The sequence below is a fragment of the Pseudobdellovibrionaceae bacterium genome, assembly GCA_020635075.1.
Lineage (GTDB): Bacteria > Bdellovibrionota > Bdellovibrionia > Bdellovibrionales > UBA1609 > JADZEO01.
Map to the genome: position 1 here is coordinate 523,779 of JACKAM010000003.1, position 22,686 is coordinate 546,464.

The following is a 22,686-nucleotide window of genomic DNA, read 5'->3' on the forward strand; positions in this document are numbered from 1 at the left end:
GACAATATATGAGAAAGTAAGATATGATTAACAAATCCAATATTACAACCTTATTCAAGGCCCTAGACGAAGCTTTAGGGCAAAAAAATGAAAAAAGAGAAATCACTGTTTTCGGTAGTGGTCCTCTTATCGCTAACAACCTCATTGATCGAGCCACTGTTGACATAGATATGGTAGACCCTGCCATGGATATGAGCCTACAACTTATAGCAGCCGATGTGGGAGAAAAGTTTAATCTCGATATGACTTGGCTCAATAGTGCTGGACATATCTTTTCGAGAAATTTTCCTCAAGGCTGGAGGGATAGAGTTAAGGTCCACTACAAAGGTACAAACTTAGTCGTTAAATTTTTGGAGCGCAGCGATTTAATCGCTACAAAATTCTATGCTGCTTGTCAGAGGGGGGAACAAGACATTAACGACCTTGTGGCCATTGAACCAAGTAAGAAAGAATTAGACGAAGCTAAAAAATGGATTTTAAAAAGAGAACAAAATCCAGATTGGCCTAAACACGTTGAATATATATTAACCGAAGTAACAAAAAGGTTAAAAAAGGGAGATTAGGTTTTGAAGAACGATTCTCAGGCTGCTACTATTCAAGATCTTGCTTCACTGGGCTGTGGCTTTTACTCCAACCCACCTCAAGATACACCCGATCCTGAAAAAGTTATTATTAACTCTTTAAAGTTATTCTGGACAGACCATAAGCTATTCACGATGTTACTTTCAGTTCTCACCCACCGTATCCATTCATTAATTCATGTTGAAAGGCTACTATCTTTTGCAGAAGAGACTTCAAATGACGAGAGAATTATATTGATGGTTATTGCGGATAAGATGGTGGATCTTGGGGACAGGAGGTACAATTTGTTGATAACAAAATTAAAGAAAAGAGGGCTACGAGTTTCATCTGTTCCTGAGATCCACACTCAGCCCTATTTTATAAAAAAATGGGGTTTGGACCCTAACTTTCTTAAATTTAAAATCGAAGTTCCCAAGTATTTTGAACAGCCAGAAAAGAAGTTCTACACCCTAAGAGGAATACTTGATAACAATCCCTGGTTAAAAATTCGAGCCCTAGTGGGTGCAAATTACAGAGCTGATCTTATTTATCTTAAATTCTCTGGTAGAGTTAAAAATCCTACTGAAGCTTTGCAATCCTTGTCCTGCTCAAAAGCCACCGTTTATAGGTTGTGGGATTCTATTTCTCTGGTGGAAAATTTAGAAAAGCTCATCGCCTAGATCACCTTTAAATCCAAATTAATTCAAACTTTGTCTTCGACTGGATCAGAAGCCAAAGGGTGGATTTTTGCAATTTTCGAATGCCAAAAATCCACTCCTTGGACCTTTTCATACAAAAAAGCCCAAGGAAATTTTTAAAAATTAAAATGCCTTTAAAACACATCAAAAATATCTTTATTTTCTTTTTTAAACTTAGTTGCCTTATCTGACCAGATGAAATCGTAAAAATCATCTTCAGTCTTATTTTTATATTTTTCAAAAAATCTTTTCTTATAAAGATCGTTTTTTGCCTTACCCTTAATAGAGCTGAGTTTTAACTCCTTCATGCTCTCCGGTGTTTGTAGTTCCATTAAAAACTCAAGATATTCTCTCGGAGAAATTTTATTTCCATAGTCTTTAGAATTAATTTCCTTTAAGCTCTCCATGAACTTTTCTCGCGCCTCAATACCAACACTTACAGTGGGGTTATTTGATTTTTTGTCTTGCTCATTGTTATTTTGTTTCTCATTCATTGTGAGTTTTCTCCTTATTTTTTATCAGTCTTCACTGAGATTTTTAACCTTCCTAGATCCTGGGATTTAATTTGGAGGTCCACCGGAATTAACAAAATGGCCTGTGAACTATTAAGAAAAATCGTGGTCGCAAAAATTCAATCGCCCTATTTTTCAGCTATTTTTGCGACCATTGCGACCAAACTCGATGAATATTTGTGCATTTCCATATATACCAGTAGAAGTTGCCTTGCGTTGCTCAAAAATTTGTTGTAAAAAAACTTAGTAAATTCAGTCCTTAGATGCACTGTATTGGATTTAGGGGTTTTGGAGGAGGTCGCAGGTTCGAATCCTGTCTCCCCGACCAAAAATCCCGGTGGGCTCGCAGAGCTCAGCGGGATTTTTGTTTTTGGGGGATAGCCTTCGAACTTGTGGCTCTCAGCGAGCAAAGCATGGAGCAGAGGGATAGGCATGAGGCCGCCAAAGGCGGCTAGGCTCATGCCTATGGTTCGAATCACACCAATTCCCGGTGGGCTCGCAGAACTCAGTACATAGGTTACTTTGAAGAAGAAGCAAGAGTTGAACCGAGAACAAATCCCTTCGGGGCAAAAGTGTTACCCTTGTGTCGGGCCACAAAAAAATCGGTATTTTGCAGCGCAAATGGTGTGAATCATTGCTCTGGGCCTTGGTTAACCATGGCAGCCTAATACTTTTGCTCGCTCGTCTAACAACTTGTAAAAGCGTTTTTGTAGCTCAACAGATAAAAAGCTGTTTTTGACGACATCTTTCATTTCAGGGATAGGCTTCAAGAGTCGCGAAAAACTATTATCAATCGCTTTTTCTGGTATCTGCAAATTTTTACCTAGTGCAATAAAGTCTTCTCGTCTAATTCTGGCCTTTTTCCCATTTACGGTGAGCGCCATTTCTTCTTTATCCTCAGCCATTAGAAGTCGAGTAGAAAGTAAGTCATAGGCTGGCGATAAAATCATTTCACCTGCTTCATTTTGCATCAGAGAAAAGTTTTTTAAGTGCATGTCCGCATTTCCAGTCAAAAAGCAGAAAAGATTGAGATCAAAAAAAGTAACGGCATCCAGACCTGGTCGTGAAGAATATTTGAGAATGATTTTTCCAGCTTTTTCGGTGGACGTGTCGTACTTTGATTCTGTTAGCAGCTCACTTAACTGACAAAAATCTTCTACGGCGGTTTTCCTTCCCTTTTTTGGGCGATCAAAACGTCTTGTTACATAGGCAAGTTCTCCTGAATTCAACTGAATCAGGCCATGCCTTGCAGTTTCTAAACCCACAATTTGTGCCATGTGCATGGTGGCGTCTTCTACAACCGACATATCGGGAAACTGCTGGGTGGGTGGTTTCAGAATAAAACTCCCCCACAGATCAACAATCATCAGGCGATGATTAGGATCATTTTCTTTTTTTTCGATATGCAAAGAAATTTTAGGCTGCACACCAGTGACACCAAGATGCCGACTAATGGATTTTTTCGCTAACTCTTCAAGATCATTAGCACCAAAATCAACGGCAGGCGGAGTCTCCGAACCAAATAATTTTTTACTGCAGGATTGATGATAATGACCATCATGAGGAGCGTCTTTTATTGGCCGATAACATCCGAGGCACTTATTCATCTGCACCTTCGTCATCATCATTAACAACACTCACATCACCAATGCAGTCTTTACACGCAAGCAATAATAGCCCCATACGATCACGAGGATTGATTTTCCAATTATCGGTGATGATGTTGAGTAGCCACCCTTCAGGGATGAGGCCATCAAAAAATGGAATCATTGTTTTTTGCTCGAATGGCTCCTTGCGAAGAGGTAGCGTAAGGCTTACAGGTTTTACATTTTCGGACTTTAAATAATCCTCATCATAGGTGAAGGAATAAAGACCTTCTTTTTGCTCGATGATTCCAGCAAAGTTTTTTTCTACAAAAACCTTTCCCCGCTTATGGTCTGCCACTATTCAGCCTCTCTCTTAATTGGGACTGGCCCAACAGTATGGCCAAATAGCTTTAGAACTTGCTCAACCTTATCTAGGCGAAGTGTTGGCTTATTGCTTTCAAGTTCACGAATGAACCTAAGACCAACGCCAGCTCGCTCAGCCAATTCTGGTTGAGTTAGTTTTGCTTGCTTGCGCTTTTTTTTGATAAATTCGCCTAATTGATTCATGTTAGATATAATACCCGATTGGGTATAAAAATAAAGAAATACATTGGAAATATACCCTATCGGGTACATATATTAGATATGTTAATTATTTATACCCTTTAGGGTATAAATATATACTACAACTACCCAAAATGGGGCAGTACGGAGCTTAACCTACCCCATTTATGGGGATGGAGTGCCCCCCGCTTAAACCGGGCATGACAGTCTGCTCCTAATGATAGGAACATCCAAAGATTCCTCGCATAAGAATTGGACCTCTCAGTGATTTATCTGCACTGGTCAGAAGCTTCATGGTGACTCTCAGCGAGCAAATCTCTCAATACCGTCCCAATTCCCTAATCTGATCGCATTCCTCTTTCTCTAAAGAAAAACTAAACAGATCCATCACCTCTTCCATGTGCGCAGGGTCCGTTGTTCCGTATAAAGGGTGAACTTTTTCGTGGATGAGGGCTCGAAAGTAGATTTGGATCGGCGACTTTTCTAATTTGTTAGCCAGTTCAATGACAAAGGGGTGTTTCCAAATATGCATGTTGGCATTCACCGTCCAAAAAGACTGGTAGTAGACTCCATTTTGACTACAAAATGCCCTTAGTTCTTTGTCGTAATCTGAATCTTCATAGAATCGATTTTGAAGAACAGAGGGTTTGATTTTTGTCTCTTGGAAAAGACGCATAAAGAGATTCGGATCATAGCAATTGCTGATTCCCAGTTGCCGAACTGATCCATTTTCAACGAAGCACTCAAGAACTCTCCACGCCCTTTCACTTTCTTGCCATGTTCTCAAAGGTGAGTGAAGCACCAAAGAATCGAGGTACTCGGTACCGAGGTTTTCGAGAGAAACCGAAAGCGACTTTCTGATCTGATCTTCCAACGACGAGCTAGGATCATAGGGGCAGTTATTGGGGTCTTGCCCATCAAAGGGCGTGAACTTTGTTTGGATAAAGAGATCCGATCTTCTTAACCCAGCCTCGTAGGCCCTGCGGATTCCCTCGCCAACTAAGGGTTCATTGTAGTGCTTTGGTTGGCATGCAGTATCGATTCCACGAAAGCCTTTTCGCAAGGCAAGTTCAACTAGATCAGCCGTTCTTTCTTTTTTCCATGCGGTCCCATAAATTTGCAGTGGAATACGAACTCCACCAAGACTTTCAAAACAATCCATCCCCTTCTCCTCCTTGAACAAAACAGTCCATCCTATACCATATGCCCGTCGACTGTCAGGTCGCCATTCATTTCCGCCCGAGGCCACTTCGCGCCCAATTTTGGCCGATAATCCTGCCCAACCTCAGTCAAAGGCCTCTCAGCTCTGCCAGATTCACGCCTGTCAGGCACGTTCCTTGAAGTCCATCTCCCCTGACCAAGGAGCCAGAAGGTGTTCTTAAAGGCCATCGCCAAATTCCTTCCTTTCGCTACATTGGGCTTTGCCCCTTTGGCGGCAGCCTATGCCCCAGCCAATAGCGTCCCCATTTTCTTTTTCGAAAAAAGCCACAACAACGAAAACATCCTCGTTGTCCACTCGGCCATGAGCCCCGATTGTCGTTTTGAAAAGGTGACCGCTGACGAGGACTCGACTGCCGGTGAAGCCTTCTTGGTCGACTTCTATTGGCTCATGGAGCGGGACTGGTACAAACCCACCCATCCCCTTATCAAGGCCGGAATCCGTGAGAGACTTGATGTTGGAGAACTTTCAGAGGGAAACAAAGCTTTCTCCATGACTCTCGCGGATCTCAAGGAAGTTCTCCACGACCTCCCAAGTTTGGAGTTTAGGGTGGAATCAATTACCCAGGACAGTGGCTGCCGAGCTCGCGCAATCATTGCTTTAGGTGCCTCCCATAGCTTTCAGGTTATTGAGCTCGACTCCATCTACACCGAAGTGGTGACGGCACTTGGCTTTCCAACAAAAAAGTTTAAGTGGATTGAGATTCGCGGCCGCAACATCTCAAACGGTGCCCAGGTCGTTGCTCGGTTCTATCCTACTTGATCTACCTAAAGGCATTTCACAGGTGCTCTGGCAGTGGGGGTGAGTTCAATCATCTAAACTAGAGGAGAGTACAAACTTTGGATTTGGGTTTAGCTCCAGGCCCTGGAAGAGCTTCGGTACCCCTTCCCTCTAAGATATCCAACAATGGCACCAGCAGATTACAGATCAATACCGCAAAACCAACTCCATCAGGATACGGAGTGTAGTAACGAACGAAGACTGTCGCCAGACCCGCAATAACTGCGAAGCGTATTCTGGCCTTACGCCAAAAGGGTGAGGTTACCGGGTCAGTCAGAAGGAAAAACGCCGCCAGAGGAACTCCCCCACTGAAAATGTGAAACAGCGGATCGCCAACCGCCCAATCCGCGTGTCCAATCACTCGGTCTCCCCCGGGAAGAAGAAGAACAAAAAAAGTGATCGAAGCCAGGTAATAAAGCGGCACCCTCCAGTCGACAACCCTCAGGAAACACAATAGAAGTCCTCCCCCAAACACCGCCAGGGGGAAGGCCTCGGCCAATGAACCGACTTGGTTGCCATAAATCCAATCACTTAGAGAATAGGGAAGACTCCCCATTTCCTTTGCCAAGGGGCTGGCTCTAGTCACGGTATCGAGTATCGAAAGTGGGGGGCGGTACCACTGGGGGAACAAAACCACAATTGCCACTCGGGAAAAAACTGCGGGATTGACTTTGTTTTTCCCCAAACCGCCCCACATCCAACGCCCGAATACGACCGCGATACTACTCGCAAACACCGCCAACCAAGGTGGAGCATAAGCCGGAAGGAGAAGAGCTACAAGAAACCCGGTAACCACGGAACTTGATTCAAATCGAAATCTGTTCAACAAAAAGTCCAGGGTTACTGTCGTCCCCATAGCTAGAGCCAATAACAACATTCCGCTAACACCATGCCGCCACCATATCCACGGGATCGTCAGCGAAAGAGCAAAAACGACGACCCACATGAGAGTCCTGGTCGACAACACTCGGTGGATAAAGGGACCTCTGTTCATAGATAGACCACCGGATAGAGTGAATAGTAACTTAGCCCCAACACCATTAGTTTTGCAGACACTTGACTTGATTCTGTCAAACGGTTTTCGCGGATACTGAATGCCCAGAAAAGTTGGGTTCTTTCTAACAGCATGCTGACTGTGAACCCCAATCCCGAAATGAACAAGGCCGACCACAGGCTCGAATAGGATGGAAGGCAAAGGACTAAAGCCATTGGCCAGCGGGATTTTGGCACCACCCACATTACAGCAAGACCAACAACAGCGGTCACCCTATGATCAATACCGACCTGGGTCAACAGGCCCATGATAACAGGCAAGATCCATAACAGGCTCCTTCGCTTTTCTGTGGTCTGCGAATGAAAGACTCCCAAAGTGAGACTTACATACAAGGCATCAAAGGCTTCCATGTCGCTCCCTTTTAAATCCTAAAACCATGGCCGCGCCGATCAGCAGAACGCCGGCAATCGGCAGGTGAAGATGCAGATTTGACAGAATGGTCAACCAAGCAACACAAATAGCAATCAGGCCTCCCCTCCAATTGACGATAAGTGCTCCCGACACCAGGTAAACCAAAAAGTTCTCACTCGGACAAAGAACGCCCGCAACCCAAGAAAGGATGAGCCAAATCCATACAAATCGTCCCGCGACCAGAACACCGGCAAGAACAAAGCCAGTCCACAATTTTGGGTCGACTGGCGCCACAACCTGAAGTCCAATCAATACTCCAGCTAGCCCACCAAACAAAAGGTCCCTTGGACTGGGGCCTACAGGATCAAAGGATATCCTGAGAAAATGCAGAAAGTGATTCCACATACTCCCTCCACACAGCAAGAGCCGAGTTCACGCCGTCAATAACAGACTGGGATGAAATACTCGCACCAGTTACAACATCGACAAGAACAGGAGTGTCAACATCCCGACCCAAGAACTGATCAAGTAAAGGCCTCATCCCGGCCAATTGCCGGTCAATTCCCTCTATGTTGGTCTCTAAATGAACTTCTTTAATGTTCCCCTCTTTACGATCAATAATGAGCCAACCACGAATGGGGGCTCGCATTCCCTGGCCAGTAAAGAACAAAACAGCCTTGCTGCGATTTAGATAGATCTTGCCAGACGGCGCTTGAATCACCTCCATACCCTCACCCAATATACTTTGAGCCCTTCGATGGATCAGGCTGTACTTTTCAAGGTACTGCCGAGATAAAACCATGGCCCCAACCACCAAAAAAAGGCCGCAAGCATAACCAACCCATCTACGCCAGCTCAATGGCCCTCACCTCCCAAGTGCCCCGCCTCGGACTTAGTTCGACGAATTCTTTCCATCAGGCGAATCCCAGACGGGCAAATGAAATCACAATAGCCACATTCGATGCACTTTTCCCATGCCTCACCACTCTGATCCCAACATACCAGTTTTGGAGCCAAGCCCACCGGGCAGTCGTCACCACAGTAGCCACAGTTGATGCAGACTTGTTCAGGCCCCCTTGCCAATGATTCTGAATGCAAGGAAAACAGACCTATGGTCCCAGGGCGAACTTCAGTACTCCCTTCGATCTGTCGACCCATCATCAAGCCGTCTTTAATAAGTACTCGAGTCATCTGGCATGTGCAGCCCAATGCTTCAAAAACAGCCTCCGCTCGAGTGCCTATTTTTACCTCGACATTCCGAACTCCCCTGGTACAGCCGCAATGAACCGACAAAACCCGAGCTCGCTGTGCCAGACCAAGGCATACGGCTTGATGAATCGCTCGGGCCGTCTGAACATTAAACACCAAATATCCGTAGTCTTGTGGTCGGTGGTGATTGGGAATTCTGATTGCAGCAAACTCCTCGACCAGGATCTTTTCGTACCCAGAGGCATAACTATTGCCCCGGGTCACGATTTTTCCGTTTTTAGCTCCCACGGCCCGCATAATGAGTTTCATTCCACACTCGACCTCATGGCGATATTTTTTCAGAACGGCATCATCGCAGGAAATCATTGGTTCTGATTCGCACCCATTGATCAAAACCCAATCAATCACCCTTCGCGGGCTGAGCTTTCGGTGTGCTGGGAACTCTCCCCCTCCCATACCCAGAACGCCTGCTTCCTTGACCTTTTGAATGATTTCAGCTGGAGACAGTTCCACAACATCATGGTGGCGGCCTCCATCCGTGGTCGACTTCTCAACATTGATATTAATAATTTCCGGAGGTTCGAATATGGACTTGATCCATGATATCATTTTGTCCACCCCTCTTCCTGAGTGTGGCACTTTGAACATTGAGTCTGGAAGTGAGGACCATGGCATTCCATGCAACTGTCTCGGTGCTGTCTGGATATCTCCGCATGTTTGGTGCGATACTCAACACTGTCCCCTGGCGACCTGACAGATTCCTTCTCCCACTCAGGCGAAACCCGCTCATGACAGGTACGACATTGCTGTTCCTCGTGACAGCTATGACAAATCCCCCTTTCTTGTCGGGCAACTTTTCCATGGGTCACCTGAAAGTGTTCTTGACCGTGCCCTTGAAGGAGTGATTGTGAATGGCAATTCCCACAATTCTTCAGTGCTCCCCTGGCCGTGGAATGATAGGTTGCCTTGACCTCTCCTTTTTGAACTAGGTACCCAAAGCCAACAACAAAACCGACTACAACAAAAGACTGCAACCATTTCTTAAAATAGGACATCTTACCCATCTTCGGCTCCAGTATCTATCCAGCGAATAATCCTCAGAAGCTCCTCCTCATTGAGAGGATTGGAATTTGGATGGGCACGGTCAAACGCCATTCTATGTTTGGACTTGAGCTTTCGGCCCATCAAAATCTCAACAAGACGGCTGTTTTTGGCTAAGCCCTCTCGCCAGTCCACCAGATCTCGCATAACTAAATAGTGGGATCTATCTCCCCAGTTTGCGGCCTTCGGCGCCTGAGCAGATCGATGACAGCCATCACACTTGGTTTTCAAAATAGGAACAATGTCATTGGCAAAACTAGAACGATAACTCTTCGCCTTTAGGGACCCGATGAACTCCGGGGCCACCTGTTTTTCTCCCAGCTGTTTGTTCCAAATGGCTAAGGTGCGAGAGGCCGAGGTCAACACATCCGGCTTGCGGAAAGTATCCATTGGATTACCGGTAAGGGACCCATGGCACCCAGCACAGGTTTGCGAAAATAGAACTCTCGGGATCGACAGAGTATGCCTCTCCCCTGGCTTCCCATAGAGCCATCTTTTCGGCGAAGCTAGAGCCATGCGGTACTGATTGAGACTCTGAATATCAAAGTTGACACCCGAGGGAATAATAGCCTGGAAAGAACCATCATTTTCAATCGGCACTTCCCCAATAATGAAGGTTTTATCGGACCTATTCGGCTCATCACGCCGACCAATAATCCGTGCGTAGTAAATCGAATCAATATCGTCTGGCAGACTTGCATGACCTGTATTTGCCACTTGAGGCAGATCCAGCTTGCGCACTCCATGAGGAGTCACCTGCTCAAAAAAAGTGTCCAAAAGTGGTAGATCAAAGACTTGAAGTAGAATGGGTACGCCGGAATCGTAACTGGAGAAACCCATTTTTCGGACCGGAGGTCCGAAAAATGAATGGTCACTCTTGAGGTCTTTGCGTGACATCTCCTGTAACCGCCGAAAGACAGGTCTGGGCCAAAGTTCGTTGGAGTCAGAGGAAACCAGAACTTCCTGATCAAAGTCTCCGGCCCCAAAACCAGATTCGTTTTGAAATGACGGCTTTGGAATCAACCTCAGAATGTCAAAATTCGGTCTCTCTTGAGGATCGTGGAGATCAATTGGACCTTTGGCGTAGGCGACCAAAATGCTTCCATCCGGAAGCGGGTAGGGATCTCGATAGGCTCCACCAGGGCTTACTCCCCGGTATCCAGCATGACCTAGACGTACCCAACCCGGAACGAATTTGAAGATAGAGGCTCCCGGGGGGCCCGTCATCAAATCAGGATGATCAAGAAGATCCAAGGGGTTTCTTTCCTCGATTGTCGGACCAAACTGATGGTCCGATACCATGAGCATTCCACCCCAATAGGAATCCGGAGAACGCCCGATTCGAACCTCAAGGCCATTGGGTAATTCACGATTGTCGGAATGAATGGGCACTCCAGACCTGTTGCCGTTGTGAGTGTGCAAATTAGATCCATCCATGTGAACTCTAAATTGCGCCCCATTGTAGAACGGCCTCCCCCCCTGCCAACCTTCACGTATGAGAGTGAACATGATTTCACCGGATGATCTTCTCGTAGGCCGTCGAATCCCATCTATGGAGTGAGTGAGTTGGTGGATCCTGGCGAAGGCGTCTCTCTCGGTTCCTTTGAGGGCCAAATCCATCCGATAAAGATCATAACGACTACCCACCCTCTCCTCGTCTATTAGTGCATAGTGAACATGCTTTCGAATCGGATGCGAAAAGGATCGTTTAACCCTAATGCGGCCGTCCCCGTTAGAAGCCACTTGCCTGACTTCCCCGGCATTGGCACCATCAAGGATCTCGACCGTCCTTCCTTCAAAGCAGTTGCTCTTCTCCGTTCGTTCCAGATCGACAATCTCATTCGCTGACCCGGCCTCAGTTTCTCCAACAAGGTAGGCCGACTTTAAGACCGCAGTGCCCCCGGCTCTGTTGGACATAAAAACAAGAGCGACATCATCGACATCTACGTTCTTACCCCAAACCGATTTGGCTATGTAGAGAGGCTCCCGAAAATGAATTTTGGGATCTGAAGAAAAAGTGAGCTGCCGAGCTTCCCTGGTGATTAGATTAACTTCCCAAATGTTTATTGGATCTGCGGAGCTGTTCCTAACTTCAAAGGCCACACTTGTACCGTCAAAACTCACTTCCGGTGCCCTTATGTCAAGAAGCTCAGCTTGTCCCAGCTGAGCAGAAAGAATTAACTCCTCACCATCAGTTTTCCGAAAAACCAGTTCCGAGCCTGGCCGAAAATCATCGTCCTCAAAAAAACGCTGTGGAAGGGGACTGGAGCGTCTGACAAAGACATATCCACCAACCTCTCCAAGTTTGTGGTCAACAATGGCTTCGGTTCGTTTCTTCTCACGGGAAAGCCACTCCACCAAGTGCAGGTAATCAGGGTCGCCAGTTTTGAGGAACTGATTCCCACCTTTATGGTGAATACCTCCTTCCACAACTGGTATATTTTTTAAAATTTGTCGCGACTGCCTGACCTCGCCTGACAAGTTCACCAACTGAATGTTGTCCCCTAACATCGCACGTCGGTTCTTACGATGGATCCCAGCGGTGTATCGACCTTCCAAGGCCGGAATACCCGGGTCGAGTTTTAGGTCATTAAACGAGGTCGGCAAATGGCAGCCAAAACAAGTCTTTCTCTCCAAAATCGGAACGATCTTATCGGCAAAGTAGGCTTCCTCGTTAGTCAGCTCAACCAAGGGTATTTCCCGAAACAATTGCTCCCCGCTCACCCAAGCCAGAAGAGATTTGAAGTCCTCTTCATTAGGGTTTGCAAAGACTTCCGGATGGGGCTCACCTCCTGAGTACTGATTGACCAAGGGAAGCCTCAAGATAGGGCTTGCCAGGGGAATGGCTTCGTTTCCGAGGGGGCTCTGTCCTGGTGATGATAAGGATTCTGACCCTCCGTAGGGTTCAGTGGCCACTAGGTAGACCTGGTCAAGCGTATCTTTTTTGACAATCCTCCCTTTCTCATCATCGACAGGAAATCTCCACAGTCGCGCTTCTTCATAGTGGTTCCTTTGACTCTCAAAGGTCCCGACGGACACCCCATGACAACTTGCACACTTGCGTTCAAATATCGGCACAACAACTTGGGAAAACTCACCGCGAAGCTCCTTACCTTTTTTGTCAGAGAGAAATCTCCCAACAAGAAGACCTAAGCCTATGGCCGTGACTGCAATCGAGGATAAGGCGACCCAGCGCCGAGTTCCTTTTCTCACGGCGTGCCTCCGACGACCTGCAAAAGGTATCCAGACCTCTTCCATCCCTTCGAAAGATACTCTCTACCATCTTTGTCAATAATAAGGACTTCCGTATTGTCTCTTTCATTTATGAGCTTTATTCCCTCGTTAATGCCCAATACAGATACTGCGGTGGCCAGGGCATCGGCATCGACTGATCGATCTGCAAGAACGGTCGCACTGACAATCTCTTGAACCGGCCACCCTGACCGCGGGTCAACGATGTGACTGAAGCGCCTTCCCTGGATTTCAACATAGCGTTCGTAGTCCCCAGAAGTTGCCAGAGAGTAAGAACCAGAACCATGGAATACGGCCACGGTTCCGGCTCGACGAGGGTCCTTCACTCCAACTCTCCAAGGCGTGTTACCCTTGCGTCCAAAGACGGATAGGTCTCCCCCGGCATCGATGACAAAATTCGACACCCCAGATGACCTCAATAAATCCGCAATCCTGTCGGCAGCCGCTCCTTTCCCGATACCGCCAAAATCAAGTCTAACCATGGGCTGCAAGAAGAGAATGCCACGCTGATTTACGTCAATCTGGGCCAGCCCGCCCCCAGTCCTTATTCGATCAATGACCTCTTGTTTGGGTAGCTGCAATTTCCCATTTTGACGACTCCAGAACTTATAGAGATGACCACTGCCCGGATCAAAAGCACCATTCGTGCGCTGATACCAGAATTGGCTCTTATGAACTAAATACTCAAGATCAGACCCGACTTTGATTCTCTCTTTGTAACCATTAGTGTTCAACCGATGAGTGTCACTGGATTCGCGCCAGCTACTTATCTTCGATTCATACTTTTCCAGATCTTCAAAGGCTTTGTTGATTGTGGATATAGATCGCTCCCTTTGTGCCTCCTTTGCCCAAGTCATTATGGTAAAAATCGTTCCCATTGCAGGACGCGATACAGACAACAACTGCCCGTGTTCAGTGGCCTCCACGGATTCAGCAGACAAAAACAGGCCCTTGGCTTGAACCAACTCCGAATTCAAAAGCAGGATAAGGACTAGACTCAATCTCAAACTCGCCATCACTCAATCGACTCCAAAAACTTCAATAGGCATTCAACTTCCCAAATAGACAGGTGAGAAGTCACACCGTGAGTATCCGGTACGCCGTTAAGCTCATTCAATCCTATTTCCCACTGGTCAGGACGATCAATATCCCTACGGGCGCCAGCAAAGGGCCTCAATGCCAGGTGCTCAGGAACTGCCACTACTTCCCTTAACGACACGGCTCTCCCATGGTGTAGAAAAACTGGAGGCCGGGCCCAAAGGCTTCGCAGTGATGGTGCCACAAAGAAGCCTTCATTTTCCTCAAGTCGACCCAAATCCTCGCGATCCCAATCACGAACATATCCCAAGAGGGAGTCTAACCGATCGGCACTGACCAATGTATGTATGTTGTCCCGAAAAGTGGGAGTCACCAGGGGTGGAAATGATTTGTTTGAGTTAAACACGTTGGTCTTGTCGGTGAATCCGGGAGACGGGTGACAGCCCACACAACCGACGATCGGACTATTGAAAAGGTTCCTACCAATTCTTACCATCAAATCCTCCGGATCCACTGGATTGGGCAGAATTCTCGATTCATTCTTCTGATAAATCCCAATGAACCTTTGAAACTCACGCATGGTGAATTCGCTTCCGAGGTATTTTCGGGATACATTTCGAAAGTGAAGATCCCGCCGCTTAGCAAGATCAGCCAGTGTCGCCGCCCCCCCCCGTAAGGCAGCGGTTGTTGCTACCACAATTGAATCGGCAGATTTCTGATAGGCGCCAACTTCGTCACGGCTGGCAAACACGTTTCGGTAATCACCAGAGGGAGTCGTGTCAATGAAATCAATAAGTGGATTGTGCTCCATCATCATCGTAAGGGGTTCATCAATGGAAAGAATTCCTTCCAGAAAAAAAGGAACCTCACCCGCCAGGTTCCTAATATCTGGAACCTCTCGAGATCCACCGGTTCTTTCTTCCCCTGACCGACTTTGTCCCATCACCTGACTTACTGACCACCTCTTTCCATCCGAAGTATCCCGATAATGACAGTGCACACAACTCTGGTCCTGATCTACGGAAAAAACACTCGTCTGAACAAAAAACTCACCGCGCTCGAAATCGGTAGCTGGAAATTTCGGCCCCGATGAGGCAACGGGGTACTCCAGGCTGTTACCCGAGTCCAAGTTGACAATAGAGATGGAATCGCCCAATTGGTTAGCCACAATCAACAGATTTCCCATGACATCAAGTCCTACTGGCTTGAATCCCGCATCAAAAACCCGTTTTGGTTCAAGTAAAACTCGCCCTTGCCCACGAGAGATGAACCACTCCTGGATCTGAAAAGTGCCGGCCATGGTGATATAGAGGCGATCCTCCTTGCGTCTAATTTGTTCAGGGAAGGCGCCAACGACTTTCATGAGATTTTTCGGCACATCTCCTTTTTTGTCACCGTATAGAGCTTCGAAGGTATCAGAAGTATAGCGCGTAAACTGGTCGGAACTGACATAGGAGGTTGCTCGATCTGCTGAACTTCTTACCACGACGACATCGTTAGTTATGTCACGAAACTTCTCCTGTAATGTTCCGTCTACATTGTCATAAGGCCCTAGGGGATGTTGGGATTCTAAAGGTAAAGGCTTGCCCGTTCTATGGTCTCGAAACAAGGTAAATTCTGTCTCTGTAGCTGCCGGGTCCAAAGACTCCCTGCCGGGATGCCGCTTTTTAGGGTGTCCCGAGCCAATTCCCAGAGTTGTTGCAATAAGGTGATCTTTGTAGACGATCAAATCATTTACTGGGGACCGGAGAAAAATCCTTCTTTCTTCGCGCAACTTGACCGTATCGACTACTGAAATATCCTGAGATCCGGTATTGGCAACGTAAAGGACCTTTCCATCTTCAGACAAGGCCATATTTCGAGGCTTGTTACCCACAGCCACGCCCGGCCCATCCTGTCCGAGGGCAATCCACTTGGCAATAGATTGGTAGTCTGGATCGCTGTCCTTCTGGAAAACGATCCCTCCGGGATGATGTTTACCTCCTAAGTCGTCGGCCCAACCACCTATGGCAGTGGGTATTACCGTTTTTAGGATTGGACTCTGAGTGGGCCGCTGTGGATAGGAGTAGGCTTTGGCCGATAGGAAAAGCTGGGCTTCATCTGGTCCAGCATAGAACCCGGCCCTGGTACTTAAATGACAATCGCTTGTTCCACAACGACCTCGCAATACGGTTGCCACACGGTTCGTAGAATAACTCCAGATATCCTCCACATATGGAACCATCGAGCGACCACATTGCCGACACACTGATTCCTTTTGGCTTCTCCACCCACAGAAATCGCACCGGTGCCAATGGGTCTCTTCACGGACCGGATGGCCAAAGAAGGATTCCTGAGTCAAACCAACCTTGTGGACCTTTCCTACGAGCAAGCCATCCCAGTCGTGCGAAAGATTCACCACCAAAACCTGATTTAGAAAAAAATTGCTCAGATAGGCACGATCTCCATCAGAAGATATCACCACCTCCTCGCAATAGAATGGTACTGGGAACTCGCTGACGACCCTTTCAAATTCCGTATCAATGACTGATGCGTAGTTAGAAAACCGGTTGACAACCACCAGATGGCGACCGTTCGGGTGCAGTGCCATTCCCACGGGACCCAATCCAACCTCAATTCGCCTTTGCTTGGTCGGAGACGCAAGATCAAAGACCAGAATCTGACGACCAGGAAAAGCTTCCCGGCCCAAAAGGGACACAAATGCTTTGGACTCCTGAGCTAGAACTCGAAATGGTCGCAACCGTCTTTGCTCAATTTCAGAAGCCCCCCAACCATCTGTGGATGGGGCCAGATCTCGCCTCCACGGTTTGCTTGCACTCAAGCTCGACCCAGCAGTTTTGGTTTGCACTTCTTCGCTTGAGGATCCAATGTCCGACGGGACTCCAAAGATCTTTACCATAGAGGCAAAAATACCTAGGATTAAAATCACTATGGGAACCCGAACAGTCAGAAGGGTTGAACCAAGTCCTGAAAACATGATTCAAAATACTACCAAAATTCAAAAGCTATATGAATGATATTGATCTAAAATACGAATTACGCACCCCCTCTAGGCACTCTTAAAAATCTCGGTAGCTCCCTTAACCCCTTCGCCCGGTAGTCCGTGGCTACACTTTCGAGGACCCTATGCTCAGGAAGCCTATGGATATCCCGTAGGTAAGACACAATGGAACGAACCATAGCCAACTGGGAAAGTCCATAGGTTGTTGGGTGCAGCCGATGCATGAATCTAACCAAGTCCATAAACTGCCAAAATGAAGATGGATGAAGCCGCTGGTCTCTCAATTCCCACAACATTTTAATCACGTTGGGGTAGAGACCTCTATTATAGATTCGATCCCAGTACTTGGCAAATCGGCTGATCCACAACAAATCTTCAAAGGACATAGTTCGCGTTCTTAACACCTGATAGGGTGCAACCCGAGAGTAGACCATCTCCCATTCTTCAGTGTGTTGAGCGATTGGAGTTCCTTTTAGACGCTTTAAGATTCCTACTTGGATCTCATGAGGGTTCAAAGCCAACAGCCTGTCGAAACCATCGGCAAATGATTTCAAATCCTCACCTGGTAAGCCCGCGATGAGATCAGCATGTATATGTACGTGGGTCTTTTGGGTTAGAAACGAGAAGTTCTCGACCACTTTGCCCCACTGATTATGGCGTTGTATTCGATGGGCCACTTCCTCGTTCAGTGTTTGCAGGCCAATCTCAAATTGGATACTTCCCTCTGGAAACTGAGCCACCAACTCCCTGACCGCGCTGGGTAGGCGGTCCGGGACCATTTCAAAGTGGAGAAAGAGCCCTCTATCTTTGTGGCCGAGGAAAAATCGCAAAATTCGATCACATACTTTCGGCGACAAGTTAAAAGTTCGATCGATGAACTTGAAGTTTCTAGCGCCGCGATTGAGCAGACTCTCCATTTGATCCAAAAAAGCATCAATGGGAAAGCTCCTGACATTACGATCCAAAGATGACAGACAGAACTGACACTTGAAGGGACAGCCCCTTGAAGCTTCGACGCTTATATGCCGATTTCTCAGATCGGAGTCAGTGTACAGATGATAAGGCATCCTCAACTGAGAGAGGTCAGGCAAGGCTGCAGGAATCACCTGAGCACCACCACTCTTGGGCGACCATCTCCCCGACAGGTAATCTCGGCAATGACTAGCAAAAGCCAAATCAGCCTCCCCTTGAATCACCACATCGACGAATTGGCATATGGGGTGCTGCCCCCATTCAAAGCTGACTTCGGGACCACCCAAGACAATGTGTATCTCAGGTGCACAATCACGAAGTTGTGAGCAGATCTGGGTGACGTGCTCCACATTCCAAATGTAGACACCAAGGCCAAGGATGGCCGGACGAGCTAGTAGGATAGCCTCCACAATCTCTTCCACGTCCCGCTTGATGGAAAACTCCATGAGACTGGTCTGGCCGGCCAACTCACCCATATTGGCCAGTAGGCTTCGTATTCCCAAGGACGGATATTGGTAGGTGGCATTTACCGCGCAGAGAGCAATCATAGACCCTGGTTCCCGCCCGAGGCCCCACAAGTCAAGTCATTCCTACACATCACCTGTCAGATTCACCTAGAAAGCCTGGTAAATCGCTAATGCCTCCGACAAATCAAACAGGAGACGATCTCGCTCTTTGGAAAACTTTCTCTGCTCACCGATCCGGTTATAAAAGGTCACTCGTCCCGGAAACTTGTTCTCCACGTCTTCGGGAACCGAAATGTGGGACTCAAGAAAGAGATTTTCTTCGCCCACCCACTGATTTAGAACCCCAAAGACGACCGGGTGAAACGAAGCCCCAGCACGAACGGCTCCTTTGTAGAGGGCGATATTGAGAGCTTCTACTTGTTCGGTAAAGCCTGCAGCCGCTTCGATATCGTCATAATAGCGGAAGAACCGATCGACCGCATAATCGATACTCTGGGTAGTGTACCACTTGCCTCGATACAGCGAGTGCTCCTCTTCCCTATCATTCTCTCCACTACTCACCGTCACCATCTTTCTGTCTTCAATCTGTGACTTCAACAGATTTTTGAAATCTTCCTTCTTTAGCTCAAATAATCGGCGTATGGCTTCACCGTAGTATTCGATACTTGTGTTCACCAATAACTCTCCGTAGCCGTCCTGCTTAGCGTGAAGTCGTGGACTAAAGTCCAAAAAGTCCAGCACACCAGCAACGCCGTCGACAAACGGCAGGTAGCCAGACTCTAGCTCAGCTATGGTGGCGTTCCTGTCCATGTGAATAAAGGACAGTTTCATCAAGGGATCGATCGGCTCATCTCCATTCAATTCAGAACTAAAATGAATTCGCTTAATATGGTCTTCCCCATCCTGCACAAAGCGCCATGCCTGTTGCGCCCCGACGTCGACGACCAGTTTGGTGCGATCTTTCAACCAACGACCCGAATCGTCCTGACGAGAAACCTCCACCAAGTCTCGACGGATGACCTTCTTTTTCTTCCAAAACCCAAGAAGATTGATATTCGACACCCGCTCCCAGAATTCGCTCTTCATTTTCCTATGAAGACCCCGTTTTTTGACTTCAGAAAAGTCATTGGCAAAAATTACGTCGTCCACATGTTGTGCATCTTCAATACCTAACTCATAGGCATCTCGATTGACCTCTCCCTTTTGGTCGTGCCACTTCAAATGGGTAATCTTCAACAGCAAGAGTTTCGTGTAAATCTTTTGAGCCCTTTCCGTATACAAGCTCTCGTCTTCCATCAGCAATATACGACTGTCATCTCTTCTGCTTATGAGGGACCGACTCAGGTCAAAGCGGGAAAGACTGGCTTCGTATCCCACTGAAATAGGGCCCGCATCTAGATTGAGGCGCCCTCGACCCTCGAGGTAAGATTCATGGATAAGTATGTGACCCTTCGGCAGGCGGTCCTGCATCTGCCCATAGCTTTCAGTCATCACATCCAACAGGTGTCTCGGTCCCTCCATGGCACTCTCACGTGACGAGGCCGGATAGATGAGGGAGTAGCCTCTGACGTAAGCCACATCGCCTGAGACTACAAGCCCATATCCCAAACGGGCTCCAATTTTAAAATCATCACGAACAATGAATGCATCTTCACTGCTGGTTGCCATTGGGTTTTTGACGATTGTCCGGTTGATGTTCAGTATCACCCTTGCAATCATTCCCTCATCCCAGCCAAACCAGTCGGGCTCCAAAGAGACACTGTTAATTGCACCGATCAAATTGATCGCCCCATCTTTTAGGCCGCGCTGAATCTTAGCCATAAGGGGGTCAATGATTCGCGCCTGAACGCCTGGGGAAAAGTCGACGGTGTAGCCGGGAACGCCCCACTTCTCAGATACTACAGCGTTCTCTTCAACAGTGTTGTCCACCGAAAGCAGTCCAATGCGGTCGCCTGACTTGTCTCTTGCCCCCTCTAACCCGAAAGCCTTCACCAGCTGGTTTCGCCGAGCGATGAGCTTTTCCACATAGAGGGCCTGGTAGTCGTAAGGGGCCTGATGAGGCCAGTTACCGATGGCCACCGCCTCCGTGATTTGTTGACGAGTTAGCTGAGCAATCTTTCTCACCATCCATCTGGCATCTGCCCAGGTGACGTGTTCAAAACCACTGTTAGGCTGAAAACTTCGGTAATTAAAAATTACCTCTTCTGAGTTTTCATGACTGACAATATCCCAGGGGTAGTCTGAAGGACGCTCTCTAAAAAGATATCCGAATGAAAATCCCAGATCCTGTTGAATATAGAAGAAATCATAGTCCCCGTCCGGCCGCATTTTAAGAATGAGTTTGTTATTTTCACCTTCTTTGAGGTCGGTGTTGTGTATCCATAAGTTGAATATTGCCATTGCCCTAAACTCTCGGCGGTATTTGTGATCCCCATCTCCCCAATACCAGGGCCCAGCTCGCTTCAAGATTTTCTCATTCAGTTCTGGCTCAAGAAGACCATCAATAAAGACGACATAGTTCCCCTCGCTGTCTTGGCCTCTTTTTTCAATGAGTCGATCCAAATCATAGGAACTGTAGTAACTGTTCCAGTCCCTTTTAAACTCCTCATAGGTGACTTCGCCCAATACCATCTTCACTCCACGAGTGTAGCGGGTCAGATCAGAATAGATCCCCAAGGCATTGGAAAGAGCTGCCGAAGTTGGTTCACCATGAAGCTCCATGGCCAGCTTGAGTTTGTACTCCTGCTTTTTCCCGCCTGGTTTTCGTGAATACACGGTGAGTTTTGGTTTTGATTGACGATGGCGGACTTCCTTAAAGTAAACCTTATTGTCCGCCGGGTAGTGAAGCTCGATTCCCTGATGAAGAGGATTCTGGCCATTGATAAATCTGATCGTCGGGCTATTTTTGGAGACATCCTGCTGAACCTCTAGAACGCCGTTATCGGCCGGAGGATCAAACAAGGACAGATCCTTACCCTCGGCCTTCAACTGCTCCAGTTCAGCCTGACTGAAGTAAAGACCGGTCGCTGGATTTACAAGATTTGCGGCCTCCCCCAATGGAGTCTTGCTTTTACTGATACGATAGCGATGAGAAAAGGCCTGCAAGTGTCTCAGCTTTTGGACGACCGTATTATCCGGATCAATATCACTCTTTACTGCAGCATCAAGATCAGTGATCCTGCGTATCAATCGAATCCTATCTGCAAAGGACAGATGACGTCCGGACTCCAACTGACCCAGCCAATCCAAGATGAGGTCGTAATAATGAAGGGTCTTTTGCTTCTTAATTTTTTTGGCAACCTTGTCTGGACTCTTTTCTTCCAGATAGGTCAGGTTACGTTCTAGATTAACGCGGATCTCCTCGCGGCGTTTTTCAAGCTCTTGCCGAAAGCTCCTTATTTCAAACGCCTTAAGATTTCCTTGAGCGTCCACAAAGCGAAAGCCGATTTGCTGAACGAGAGCTGGAGTCACCCACTCGGGCGACACACGTTTGCCAGGAACTGAAACTTCAGGAACTTGACGTCCCTGGGCGGTCCACGAAGTCAGACAAACCGCAATCAGGAACGCTTGTAAAAGCCTACCCATACACACCCCTCATGTTTAAATAACCCAGGCACAAAACCTAGCCGAACAGGAGGCAATGATGGAAGTCGATTTGGTTTGGAAGATGTTTCGTGGAGAACTTTCAACGCAAATAAACCCTCTAAAATCGAGGGCTTATAAAACACTGTCGACTAGTTGAACAGGCAACATTAACAGCCTGTCTGCCCAGCAAGGGCAGACTTTGGATCTCGACTTCACCTAGTCTTCATAGTTGATTTCAAGAGTTTTGGGAGTCACATAAAATTGCAGTTTTCCATCACTAGTGACAAACAGAAGCTTTCCCTGCTCGGTGGGTTTCACTTGATCCCACCACTTTTGGGCCTCTCCGTCCTCCCGATAGTAACCCAATCGTTTTGTACTCTTGTCAATTTTCGAAAAGGCGGAGTCCTTAACGTGAAACTGACACTGGCGATTCCCCGAGGGACGTTCGATACAGGTGAGCAACACGCTCTTGTCGGCGGTCTCAAGAATCTTGCCTTTATCACCGCTGGGAAGAGTATTTTCTGGGACATTCAACAAGTCATAGAGAACATGAGGGTCATTGTCCATAGCGCCGGTGTCCATGTTCACCGTCTGGACCACGAGAAGAGCCTGCTCTGGAGGAACGGGGATGAAAATCGCCCTGGCCGCACCCCAGGCTGAAAATGATAAACCTATGGACAAAAACGCGAGTGTAAAGATCTGTGCCAACATACCGATTCGCCTCCTTGCGATTAAT

The 22,686-nt window shown here is 47.4% G+C and carries 19 protein-coding genes; 3 read left to right on the forward strand and 16 right to left on the reverse strand.

Annotated elements, in window-relative coordinates; all coding sequences use genetic code 11:
* The first annotated feature begins 23 nt into the window (after positions 1–23).
* Positions 24–563: a hypothetical protein gene (locus H6624_17005; protein MCB9086046.1), complete on the forward strand. Its 540-nt coding sequence runs from the start codon at positions 24–26 to the stop codon at positions 561–563.
* Between the two features lie 3 nt (positions 564–566).
* Positions 567–1,241 carry a hypothetical protein gene (locus H6624_17010; GenBank protein MCB9086047.1) on the forward strand — a complete coding sequence of 225 codons (675 nt, stop codon included), beginning with the start codon at positions 567–569 and terminating at the stop codon, positions 1,239–1,241.
* Between the two features lie 152 nt (positions 1,242–1,393).
* On the opposite strand, the gene H6624_17015 is transcribed toward H6624_17010, so the two are convergent.
* From H6624_17015 to H6624_17035, 5 genes are all read right to left on the reverse strand, one after another.
* A complete protein-coding gene (locus tag H6624_17015) occupies positions 1,394–1,753 on the reverse strand; it encodes a hypothetical protein (GenBank protein MCB9086048.1) in 360 nt (119 codons plus the stop codon).
* Between the two features lie 668 nt (positions 1,754–2,421).
* Positions 2,422–3,378 carry a HipA domain-containing protein gene (locus H6624_17020; protein ID MCB9086049.1) on the reverse strand — a complete coding sequence of 319 codons (957 nt, stop codon included), beginning with the start codon at positions 3,376–3,378 and terminating at the stop codon, positions 2,422–2,424.
* Positions 3,371–3,718, reverse strand: coding sequence for a HipA N-terminal domain-containing protein (locus tag H6624_17025; protein MCB9086050.1), 348 nt, complete (start codon positions 3,716–3,718; stop codon positions 3,371–3,373). Before H6624_17025 ends, H6624_17020 begins: the two co-directional genes overlap by 8 nt.
* Positions 3,715–3,924 carry a helix-turn-helix transcriptional regulator gene (locus H6624_17030; GenBank protein ID MCB9086051.1) on the reverse strand — a complete coding sequence of 70 codons (210 nt, stop codon included), beginning with the start codon at positions 3,922–3,924 and terminating at the stop codon, positions 3,715–3,717. The genes H6624_17025 and H6624_17030 overlap by 4 nt, the downstream gene beginning before the upstream one ends.
* Before the next feature lie 316 nt (positions 3,925–4,240).
* Entirely contained in the window at positions 4,241–5,083 is an 843-nt protein-coding gene (locus H6624_17035) for an aldo/keto reductase (protein ID MCB9086052.1), read from the reverse strand.
* Positions 5,084–5,293: 210 nt separating this feature from the next.
* Between H6624_17035 and H6624_17040 the strand changes: the two genes are divergently transcribed.
* The gene (locus H6624_17040) at positions 5,294–5,902 is read left to right on the forward strand and encodes a hypothetical protein (protein MCB9086053.1); all 609 of its coding nucleotides are present in this window, start codon (positions 5,294–5,296) and stop codon (positions 5,900–5,902) included.
* 58 nt (positions 5,903–5,960) lie between these two features.
* Here the strand turns inward: H6624_17040 and H6624_17045 are convergent, their stop codons facing one another.
* The 11 genes from H6624_17045 to H6624_17095 form a co-directional block, all read right to left on the reverse strand.
* Complete coding sequence (locus tag H6624_17045; protein ID MCB9086054.1) at positions 5,961–6,914, reverse strand: RnfABCDGE type electron transport complex subunit D; 954 nt, start codon at positions 6,912–6,914, stop codon at positions 5,961–5,963.
* The gene (locus tag H6624_17050; GenBank protein ID MCB9086055.1) at positions 6,911–7,324 is read right to left on the reverse strand and encodes a hypothetical protein; all 414 of its coding nucleotides are present in this window, start codon (positions 7,322–7,324) and stop codon (positions 6,911–6,913) included. Before H6624_17050 ends, H6624_17045 begins: the two co-directional genes overlap by 4 nt.
* Positions 7,311–7,730, reverse strand: a complete 420-nt coding sequence (locus H6624_17055; protein MCB9086056.1) for a hypothetical protein — start codon at positions 7,728–7,730, stop codon at positions 7,311–7,313. The genes H6624_17050 and H6624_17055 overlap by 14 nt, the downstream gene beginning before the upstream one ends.
* Positions 7,690–8,184 (reverse strand): FMN-binding protein, encoded by a 495-nt coding sequence (locus H6624_17060; GenBank protein MCB9086057.1) that lies wholly within the window; start codon positions 8,182–8,184, stop codon positions 7,690–7,692. Before H6624_17060 ends, H6624_17055 begins: the two co-directional genes overlap by 41 nt.
* Positions 8,181–9,143 carry a hypothetical protein gene (locus tag H6624_17065; GenBank protein MCB9086058.1) on the reverse strand — a complete coding sequence of 321 codons (963 nt, stop codon included), beginning with the start codon at positions 9,141–9,143 and terminating at the stop codon, positions 8,181–8,183. Before H6624_17065 ends, H6624_17060 begins: the two co-directional genes overlap by 4 nt.
* A gap of 447 nt (positions 9,144–9,590) precedes the next feature.
* A complete protein-coding gene (locus H6624_17070) occupies positions 9,591–12,848 on the reverse strand; it encodes a hypothetical protein (protein MCB9086059.1) in 3,258 nt (1,085 codons plus the stop codon).
* On the reverse strand, positions 12,845–13,903 hold the full coding sequence (locus tag H6624_17075; GenBank protein MCB9086060.1) for an FAD:protein FMN transferase: 1,059 nt from the start codon (positions 13,901–13,903) through the stop codon (positions 12,845–12,847). The genes H6624_17070 and H6624_17075 overlap by 4 nt, the downstream gene beginning before the upstream one ends.
* Positions 13,903–16,902 (reverse strand): hypothetical protein, encoded by a 3,000-nt coding sequence (locus tag H6624_17080; protein ID MCB9086061.1) that lies wholly within the window; start codon positions 16,900–16,902, stop codon positions 13,903–13,905. The genes H6624_17075 and H6624_17080 overlap by 1 nt, the downstream gene beginning before the upstream one ends.
* A 59-nt stretch (positions 16,903–16,961) precedes the next feature.
* Positions 16,962–18,446 (reverse strand): DUF4080 domain-containing protein, encoded by a 1,485-nt coding sequence (locus H6624_17085; GenBank protein MCB9086062.1) that lies wholly within the window; start codon positions 18,444–18,446, stop codon positions 16,962–16,964.
* A 66-nt stretch (positions 18,447–18,512) separates the two neighbouring features.
* Positions 18,513–21,950, reverse strand: a complete 3,438-nt coding sequence (locus H6624_17090; protein MCB9086063.1) for a hypothetical protein — start codon at positions 21,948–21,950, stop codon at positions 18,513–18,515.
* A gap of 216 nt (positions 21,951–22,166) precedes the next feature.
* Positions 22,167–22,661 carry a hypothetical protein gene (locus H6624_17095; protein MCB9086064.1) on the reverse strand — a complete coding sequence of 165 codons (495 nt, stop codon included), beginning with the start codon at positions 22,659–22,661 and terminating at the stop codon, positions 22,167–22,169.
* Positions 22,662–22,686 lie beyond the last annotated feature (25 nt).